The sequence below is a fragment of the Bradyrhizobium sp. Ken51 genome (assembly GCF_055807435.1).
This window is the reverse complement of sequence record NZ_JBVVPB010000073.1, coordinates 1-8825: the sequence shown is the minus strand read 5'-3', so window position 1 is coordinate 8825 and position 8825 is coordinate 1. Positions and strand designations below refer to the sequence as shown.

5 protein-coding genes and 2 pseudogenes are annotated in these 8825 nt (G+C 60.2%); 4 read left to right on the top strand and 3 right to left on the bottom strand.

From position 1 onward, the window contains the following. Window positions 1–282: 282 nt before the first annotated feature. The 3 genes from AC0L27_RS40345 (at window position 283) to AC0L27_RS40335 (ending at window position 3957) form a co-directional block, all read left to right on the top strand. The gene (locus tag AC0L27_RS40345) at window positions 283–522 is read left to right on the top strand and encodes a hypothetical protein (protein ID WP_473323591.1); all 240 of its coding nucleotides are present in this window, start codon (window positions 283–285) and stop codon (window positions 520–522) included. A 1308-nt stretch (window positions 523–1830) separates the two neighbouring features. Then, window positions 1831–2616 (top strand): hypothetical protein, encoded by a 786-nt coding sequence (locus AC0L27_RS40340; protein ID WP_354212054.1) that lies wholly within the window; start codon window positions 1831–1833, stop codon window positions 2614–2616. A gap of 201 nt (window positions 2617–2817) precedes the next feature. Further along, window positions 2818–3957 carry an FAD-dependent oxidoreductase gene (locus AC0L27_RS40335; RefSeq protein WP_473323589.1) on the top strand — a complete coding sequence of 380 codons (1140 nt, stop codon included), beginning with the start codon at window positions 2818–2820 and terminating at the stop codon, window positions 3955–3957. A gap of 1694 nt (window positions 3958–5651) precedes the next feature. Here the strand turns inward: AC0L27_RS40335 and AC0L27_RS40330 are convergent. Next, window positions 5652–5945: pseudogene (locus AC0L27_RS40330) on the bottom strand (hypothetical protein); the annotation flags it as partial. Window positions 5946–6356: 411 nt separating this feature from the next. On the opposite strand from AC0L27_RS40330, the gene AC0L27_RS40325 reads away from it, so the two are divergent. After that, a complete protein-coding gene (locus AC0L27_RS40325) occupies window positions 6357–6512 on the top strand; it encodes a hypothetical protein (RefSeq protein ID WP_354258421.1) in 156 nt (51 codons plus the stop codon). Between the two features lie 1293 nt (window positions 6513–7805). Here the strand turns inward: AC0L27_RS40325 and AC0L27_RS40320 are convergent. Together AC0L27_RS40320 and AC0L27_RS40315 are read right to left on the bottom strand one after the other, a co-directional pair. Continuing rightward, entirely contained in the window at window positions 7806–8108 is a 303-nt protein-coding gene (locus AC0L27_RS40320; protein ID WP_473323587.1) for an H-NS histone family protein, read from the bottom strand. Between the two features lie 445 nt (window positions 8109–8553). Continuing rightward, window positions 8554–8754: pseudogene (locus tag AC0L27_RS40315) on the bottom strand (GDCCVxC domain-containing (seleno)protein). Between the last annotated feature and the right edge of the window lie 71 nt (window positions 8755–8825).

The window sequence follows — 8825 nt, the reverse complement described above, 5'->3', positions numbered from 1 at the left end:
TGGGTCCGTGGCCGCGTCCTCGACCTCTCGCTGGCGGCCGCGCGCAGCTTGGGGATTACAAATCGTGGCGTTGCTCAAGTCCGTGCTGAGGTGTTGTAGCAGACGTGCATTGCCCTGCGAAAGCGCAACCGCCGCCCACGCGCCCGTACGTCAATAGTCCGGCTTTTGGCCTGAAACGAATTTGCCGTGTCTCTAAAGAACCCTGACGCTATCGCGGCCCTCGTATCGGCCCTTAGGCTCGTCCGCGGAGACGAAGTCGCGCGAACCATGCTCCAGGAAGGTATGAGCCTCGCCACGCTGATCGACACGATGTTCTCCGCGCCGATAGCACATCGCGATGCCGTTCGATACGTCGCGAGTGCCTTAGATGACTTCGCCATTACACCAGAACTTGGCCCGGTCTGGCATCTTCGTTACCTGTATGATGATCAGCCCGGCTCATTTCGCGTCGTCGATTTGGAGATAGCCACGCCGGCCGGGACGCTGTCCAGCAACGACCTTTGGCTTCGGCTGCCCGTCTAACTAGCTCCCAAGCTCTGCAATGCCGGACCGTGCTTCGACGATTAGCCGGACCCCTGCCCTACGTGCCGGCCTTGTAGGTCTTGATCGTGCCGGCCGGTATGTCACAGCATGAGAGGGCGCCGCTGCAGCTCATCGATGCCCTGTCTCCGCAGGGCTGCGTCTTTACATGCCATGGCCTGAGCCCAGTTGGCCGCGATGATCCAACTGCTCCCCCGCCCGTTCACGTCGGCGAAATTGCGAGATCGGTGACGCCGAGCGAGGCCTGAAATCTTGCTTTCACTTGCATCCTGCTTGCAGGCTGGCAGCTCTCTTAAATCCGCGGGGGATCGACCTTCCGAGCACGATGCGACGAAGAGCGACTGCAAGGAAGATTAAGCTACCAATTGAAGCCGGCGTGTGCAGAAAGTATTCGCAGTTGAGCGGCGCGAGGCGTGCAAAAGGACACTATGCCTGTCGAAGTCGCGAGAGCCCAGCAGGAAGAAGAGGTTCACATCCTTGCCGGCGGATGCCCATAGTGGCATCACGTATTGCGATTTGGCCGAGTTACCGTAGTTCATTACCGTAGCTTATTTCTAGAACCGTCCGCGGTTTGCGAAAAATGAACATCTTCGCGAGGGTTTAGCGCCCACAGTTTGGAGGAGTGGATATCCTCGGCGCGGCGAGAACCAGGGACCGGTAGCTCGCCCCCTTCCGCGAAAGCGCTCTGCGTTTTTTCCGCGCGGAGCTTGCCACTTCTACGGTTCGAGCCACGTTGGCACATTAGATCGCGGGAGCCGCTAGGCTCAGTCGCGCTTGACCGAAGTGAGGTGTGGGGCTCCCGGCTGCGGCTAGCTTCACAAGCCACCTGCGGAATCCTCCGCGAAAAGTGTGGAGAGGTAGTCTGGAGCGGCCGGATTATGGGCGCGATGATCCATCGCAATGAGCCCGCGAGCGCGCCCAGGAGGCCGTTCGAGAAGCCGACCGGCCGGAGGCGGAAGCCTGGTCCGTCCGCATGGAATGCTACGGGGGCCCTGCGCAGCCCTGCCCGACGATCGATCAATGCTTAGTGGCGGACTCGCCTGGCTGGAGGTTGAGTGCGCCCGCTGCAAGACACGCGAGCCTGCCATTCGACGTCATACATCGGCATAAGCACACGCCGCACTGGAGTTTAGGCGCTTTTTCCTGCCTCGATCAGCCTCGAACTTTCGGCGATCGGACTCATTTGCCGACGGCGCCTTCGCGCGCAGCGCTGGGCCCGAGCGCACAGGCTAAAACTGTGCTAAACAACGAAAGTCAGCACCGTCGTCAAGGGTTCATATGGAGCACCAAATGGCTTCCACGCGGGACGACAGCGTCGCGGAACGGCAGATCGCGGAGGAGCTTTCGCACCTGACGCGCAAGGCGGAAGACGGTCCCTCGGTCCAGCCGACCATGGAGACGTCTCGCGCACCGGCAACGAACCATCAACCGACGAAACAGCGCCACGTGGCCTTCGTCTGCTCTCTGTTGGCTGTGTCCTTTGCTGCTTGGTGGTGGTGGTCGTCCTCCGCACAACCGGCGACGAGGGCCCCTTCGGACCCTGCACCCCTGACGCGGGGCCCCCGAGATGCTGCGGCGCCGAAAGACGCGGCGCCGTCTGCAATCGCCCTGGTTTCCGACTTGACGCAGCAGCTGCAGTCGATGACGCGCGATCTCGCTGCCTTGAGGCAAGCAGTCGAACAGCTTAACGTGACGCAAGAGAAATTGGTCCACGACAATGAAAATGTCGCGCGCCAACTCAAGACAGGCCAGGAAGAACTCGCACGTAACAGCCGTGTCATCGACGATGTCAAAGGGATCCAGATCCAGATGGCACGCGAAAGTCAAACGCTCACCGATCGCCTCAACGCAAACCAGGAGCAACTCGCCCGCGCCACGGCGAACGCCTCAGCACCAAAGGAGATGATGCCTGAAGTTACGAACGCGATCCCAGAAAAGCCACAGGTCATGCAGGAAGTACCATTGCCGCGTCCACGGCAGTCGGCCAATGTTGCCCAGGCGCCAAAGCCGGCGCCAATTGCCAGACCGCAAGCTATAAAACCGCAACCGTCGTTATCGTGGCCATGGTCGCGCTAAGCCGCGACCGACCTGCTCCTGCGGCCGAAACTAAAGCTATGGAGACGGACGCCGTTGACTGCGGCTCCTATTCAGACTTCGGATCTGGCCCGCTGTCGCCCCGCGGTCCCTTTCGCGACGTAATCGCCCTACCGTAGACCTTGTAAATCCGCGAAATCATCAGGATGATCGGCCAGTCGTGGCATCGCTCGCGAGGCCTTCATGCGAAAATGCGAAGTCGCCGTGCTGGGTCTAGGACTCCTGGGCGGAGCAGCGCTCAACTCATTGTTGGATGCCGGCGTCGATGCGCTCGGCTTCGACCCCGTCGGACCCGGTTCGGATCGAGGCTCGTCACATGGTTCATGTCGAATTTTCCGTCGCTTCAATTTCGAAAACCCCAACTACACCAGCCTGAGCGACGAGGCTCATGCCGGTTGGATCCGGCTGCAGGCCGAAAGCCGTCAAACGGTTCTGACGGAAACCCCTGTTTTGGAGGCAGGCCTCCTCGGCTCTGCGATGGTGGCGTCGTCACGCGCGGCCGCGATCGCGAAAGGGCGCCCTGATCCGATGTTGACCGCGACCGTAGCGAACAAGGAATTTCCGGCTTTCACCCTGCCCGACGACTGGGACGTCGTAGTACAAGACGGTGGCGCGATACTGCGGACCGGTGTCGTCATGAGACTGATGCGCTCACGCGCCGGGAACCGTGTGATTCCGGAACGCGCGAGCTTCACGCCGCACCAAGACGGCGTATCGATCCGCACGGTGACCGAAGAGTTCTTCGCCGAGCGCGCGATTCTGGCGCTGGGTCCATGGCTCGGTCGCGCACTCCCGACACTGGGCGCGCTGCTCAACGTGACCCGACAGGCGGTCGGCTGGTTCAAGCCGACCCGCCCTGACACTGTGGCGCTCGGTCGTTTCCCGATCTTCATTCTGGACCGAGGTCCGAACGACGTGGTCTACGGCTTTCCGGACTTCGAACAGCGCGGCGTCAAAGCGGCGCCTCACAACCACGGGCCCGTGGTCGGCCCCGACGACTGGGGTCCGCAGGCCACCGAGGCCGAACTCCGCCCGGTCGGCGATGCGTTGGCGGCCCTTGTCCCGGGCGCGGCCGGGCCAATCATCGATCGAGACGTCTGCCTCTACACCAACACCGTGCCCGCCGACCGCCTGCCCGATGCGGGCGAGGAATTCATCATCGATCGCTGGCCGGATTCCCGCCTAATCGTCTGCTCCGCGTGTTCGGGCCATGATGCGAAGTTCGCGCCTGCCATCGGGCAAAGGCTTGCCCGACTGGCCACCGATCCGTCCTACGAAGCAGAGTCATTCTTTCAGCTTTCCCGATATTCTCAATTCGCCTGAGCGGATATCGCGGCGTGGCCGGATCGGCTACGTGACCCTGGCGGTGTCACTGGCCGATATGTTCTGCGCCGGCGAGCTTAGGCGCGGGACCTCCGAATTCGCGCGCGAAGACTCTTGAAGCGCGAATTGAGCCTTGAGCCGTGGTGTGAATGGGCGTGGGGGTCCCGGGGTTGATCGGCACGATAGGTCTCTGATTCACATCACATTGGAGGGGGCATGCTTCGATGCCGATTCACACCTTGCTGCAGGCTCGACTAATCGGTGCCACATGACCAGTGCTGCACCAAAATTGCGTCAGAGCCCAAAATTGACCCCCTACTGCGAGAACCACCCGGACCGCCGATCGGCCTAACGTGAGCGCGAGTTGGCGATTGGGTGACCCCGGTCCCCAGTCAGCCAAGGCCGTGCGGCATAGATCCCGCACGGCCTTGGGTGCAACTGTCCAGGCCCAGCCGGATTCCGTCGCAGCAGATCTACCGTCCCTGCATTGCCTCGAACGAAGCCCGTCATTCGCGACGGGGTCAAGCTTATCGGTTTGAAAGCTCCATGGTGTGATGACGCCCTGCATCCGCGACGGCTGCTCACCTCGGCGTGGTGCATTGATCGTCCGCGAACCGGCAGCCTCAGCAGCCGCATCAAGGCTGTGCGGCTCCATCGAATGGCGCGACCCGCGGGCACTTTTGTTATCCACAGTGTGAGTTGCGACACACCGTACTGGCGCGATTCGTTATACGTTTAACGTGCGCCCTCAGGGCGCCTTTCCTTTCGCCGCGGCGCTGGCAATGGCCGCCCGGCACTGTGCGACGTCCGCGGCTTTCACTGCCGCTGCCCTCCCAGCAGGGTCAGTTGGCCGCCCCTTGTCTGCCTCCGGATGGCAGCGAAGGCCTCAGTCCAGCGCACCTCATCGCGTTGGAGCTTGCCGCGGCGTTCTTAGCCGAGAGCCGCAGAGGTCGACATGCTCGGAACCGAGAGTGTAGCCCGAGATAGCTCCAAAAGACACACGCCAGACGGTGTTCGGATAGCTGCCGGCGCACACCAAATGTGTCGTATCGGACGCATAGTTGACGCAGCGCTGTAGACACTGCCTCGCCAGAGCAGCTTGGCGATCGGGGCAGATCAGGCCGGTTCTTTCCTCTTCGGCCCTCCCAGCGTCGTCCTCAAAAAAGCAATTCCGCAACTGCGCATTTCGAGTCAACACGTTCATGCATTGAGCGGTCGCCTCGCCGACCTGCGCCTTGCTCGGTTTCACCAATGGGCACTCTGGGGGAATCTGAGCTGGGACCACGTAGGTACGCGCTGGCCGGCGGGCGAGCACGGCGGCTCTGTGCTTGTTCACCGCGGACCCACGTGACGGCCCTCGAGAATCTTCGGCGCAGGCGATAGGAAGGCATCTGGTCCACAGCGGACCGCTGCTCACGCACCGATTGGCGTCTGGCGCGCAGCCGGTGGGGCAACAGGTTTGCGCAGACGCGGGCAATACCACCGCATATGCCAAAACCAGGATTGTCACCTTGAGATGGCGCATGTTGCCCCCACCACACAGCAGCTAAGCGGCGCTCGACGGGTCCTTTTCAATCGCGCTCATTCTTCTTCTTGTCATCTCCATCCTGGCCGCCAAAGCCCGAGGAGCCCTTGTTACCGCCGCCACCGCCAGATCGGGAGCCTTCCTCTCCGGAATGCGCGACCTTGGAGCCCTTTGCGCCACCCGAGTTCTCGCCGCCACCCCCGCCAGAGCCCCCAGCACCGCCGCCGGTTGATGAATGCTCCTTGGTCGAGTGATCCTCGGTCGCGCTGTGTGGATCATTGTCGAAAACTGAATGACTGCTGCCGCCTCCGCCGCTATATCCTGCTCCGTCTTGGGCGCCGGAACGTGCGATGGCTGTTGACGTTAACGACAGTAGCGTCATCGCTGGCGGGGTTACGGCAGCAAACCTGCCACAGGTCTTCAAGAACTCCCGGCGGTCTTCGTCTTCTTCTGTTGTGGGCATCGGGTATCCCCTCGGGCTACTGCAACTGTTTAACTTAAACCAGATTAAATAAATTAAATCCTTTTTATTAGTTCAATCACGAAAAGTTACGTTCAGGTGCGCCCACCATTGGTCGTACTGCCCTGCCCGAGCGGCGGCAGAAGTTCTGGATCAGGGTGAAGAACCGCAGCCACCACCTTGGCAAATGCGAGCCGCTAGACCCGTTGGCGCTGAATTACTGCAGTAACAACGCGGGTCAGTCGTAACTATGCTGTATAGATTTCAGTTGCGTGGGCTTCTCTTGAGTTTATCCACCTACGCAAGTCTGTCTCGAATCCACCAAGGCCCTCAACTGAGCAATTCGGCCAACATCGAACACGTCGCGGCTTTACGTTCCTACGTTTCGCATTTGGTGCCGCGTACCGGGACCGGATGACGCTGGTGTTCAGCCTCGTGCTTGGAATCGCAGTGATGCAGGAATTGTTGCAAAAGCTGACGCCAGATTGCGATGCTAGATTGCTGGATGCGTCCGAAAAGGTGGTTGGCGGGTCCTCGGGATTTTGCTCGCCAGCATCGCTTTACGCCTGATTGAGCGCTGGACGGCTGCATCTGATGTCTAACGGCTCTTGCGGGTTGGGTTCATGCCCAATCGTGCCATAAGCCAAGGACGCCCTCGACATAGCTCACGTCGCAATGTCGATAATCGACTTGGCGAGCTGCGAGCTGGTTGGGTCCCTAGTTAGCCTGCTCAGTCCCTTCAACCAGGCCAGGAGCCGACTAGTTGGTAAGGTTCGGCTTTGAACTCTCCCGGTACTGTGATTGGATTGCCAATTGCCTTTCCCGCCGCGCGGATAGTGTCGATGAACAGCTTCGCGGCCGGGTTCAAACCGATCGGACCACCATGTCCTCTAGCTCCAACGCCAGTATCAGCAAGAGAGCGCGCACGAAGGCTGAGGCGGATTTTGCCACCTGGCTCATGATGGCCAAGCTCGGTGGTTTCGATGACCTGCCGTCCAGCGCCCAAAGCTTTCTGAATAACTATCGAACTCGGCTCGAGACAATGAGCGAGCCAGAGTCCGCGGCCCTAGCTGTTCGCGAGGTCTACAGCGCTTATTACAGCGAGATGGGAGGCGTAGGCGCAGCGCCGGAACCAAAGGCTCAGACGCCAACGACAGAGGGCAAACTCGTGCGGTCCCAGAGACCGCCTAGACCTCAACCCGGTCAATCGGCTGCGCGCGATTCGCCGAGGCCAATGACCCGAAAATCCCTCCCGGCACTGCTGATTTTCGCAAGCATGGTGGCACAGTTGTCGCATTCGCATTTTTAGCGCAGTAAGATCGCCCGCGAAATGTGTGCGACCTTCGCTTTTCCCCCGACAGCGACCTAGCTATCGGAGATCGTGCACTTCGCATTTGGGCCACTTCCGGACCTTCGTTGCTGGCTTTCTCGCGGATCACAAGTAACGCACAGTATGCCGTATCGCTATCTCGACCTATCAAGCATCCTGCCGCCGTTCGATGCCCGGAAAGCAACATAGCACCGACGACATGGCAGGCGCCCTGCGCGGCTGCACTTGGGGTGATCCATAGGGCCTTGCTGAACGATCTCGTTCATCCACCATACATCCGACACGGCACAATACTTGCTACAGCGCGGGGACGCCGATTAGTGCGTGCGGAGTTGTTCCCAGATGGGACGAAAGGTCCGGGCTTCAAAGACGCAAAAGCGTGTTACGCCAGACCTACTGATCCTGGCTGCTGAGCTTGAGAGGCTGAAACGAAGGCACGCATCAGCACCTGACCTCGAAAAACTTTGGGACGAAGTGCAAGCACTCCGAGAGCAAGTTAGGAAAGCGGAAATCCAACGCCGGCATTGAACGGGCTACGTCGCGGTCCGATCAATACGCAAGTCATCGATCCGTTTTCCGGACTTCAACAGGTTTGTTACCCAGCGAGGCTGCTTACCGCGTCCGGCCCAAGTCTCCGATCCATTTAGTGGGTTTCGATACTTTGGATGGACCTTGGGATAGCGCCGTCGGGCGCGAACAGTTTGCCGCATAAGAGACCCAACCGCGCCGCCGAGCTTAGCCAACCGCTCTTCTAGCGCCTTTTGTTTCGCCGCAAGTTTTCCTGGGAGAATGGCCTCGGTCTGGCGGTAGAGATCCCAAAGCTGGTCGATGGACATCTGCGCCAAGGTGTCCCTAGACGGTTTCATATCTTGCTCCCTTTACGGAGGAAACACCGGAAAATTAGGTTCCAGCATTGGAACTTTTTTGTGGTTTCTTAGCGCCTGATCCTCGTTGAGAAATTGACCCTTCGGCGACGACCTGCCTGCGTTCCGCGACATTGCTTCAGCAGCGTGGCACTTGTTTTGCCTACACACCGTAATGGATCGTGACGCCTTTATTTAGCGACAAGACGATACCCGCGTTCAGGGCGCCTCGATACGCTGGAGCCCGCAATGGGTCAAAGGCTGCCTCAAGCCAGGCCGAATGCGCTGTTCGGCTCGCCTCCCGAAAGCTGACACCTCAGTCGTCGCGCGGCAGCCTTCGGCCACAAGCGGGAACGCCCAATGAGCAGCTCAAGCCTCACCGCACAAGGTCAGGTGAAGTTCACTCCCTTCAGGCCAGCTAGCTACAGCAGCCCTTGCCATTCTCTTGAACCGGTGGACAGCGATCGTGCCGAAGGGAACACGCAGCAGTCGCCAGGGAGCGGCTTCAGGCGCTCGCACAGCCTCTGCAGTCATAGAAGAACTGGCAAGCGTCGGTCGGCATGACCTCGGCAGCAGCGTGACCGCACTTGGGACACGTGATCGTGGAGTTCATGGTCATTTACCTTCAAGCGCGCGGGGGCACCGAGTAAGGAGCTGCCGGCGAGCCTTCTTCAGATCGGTCGCCAGTTT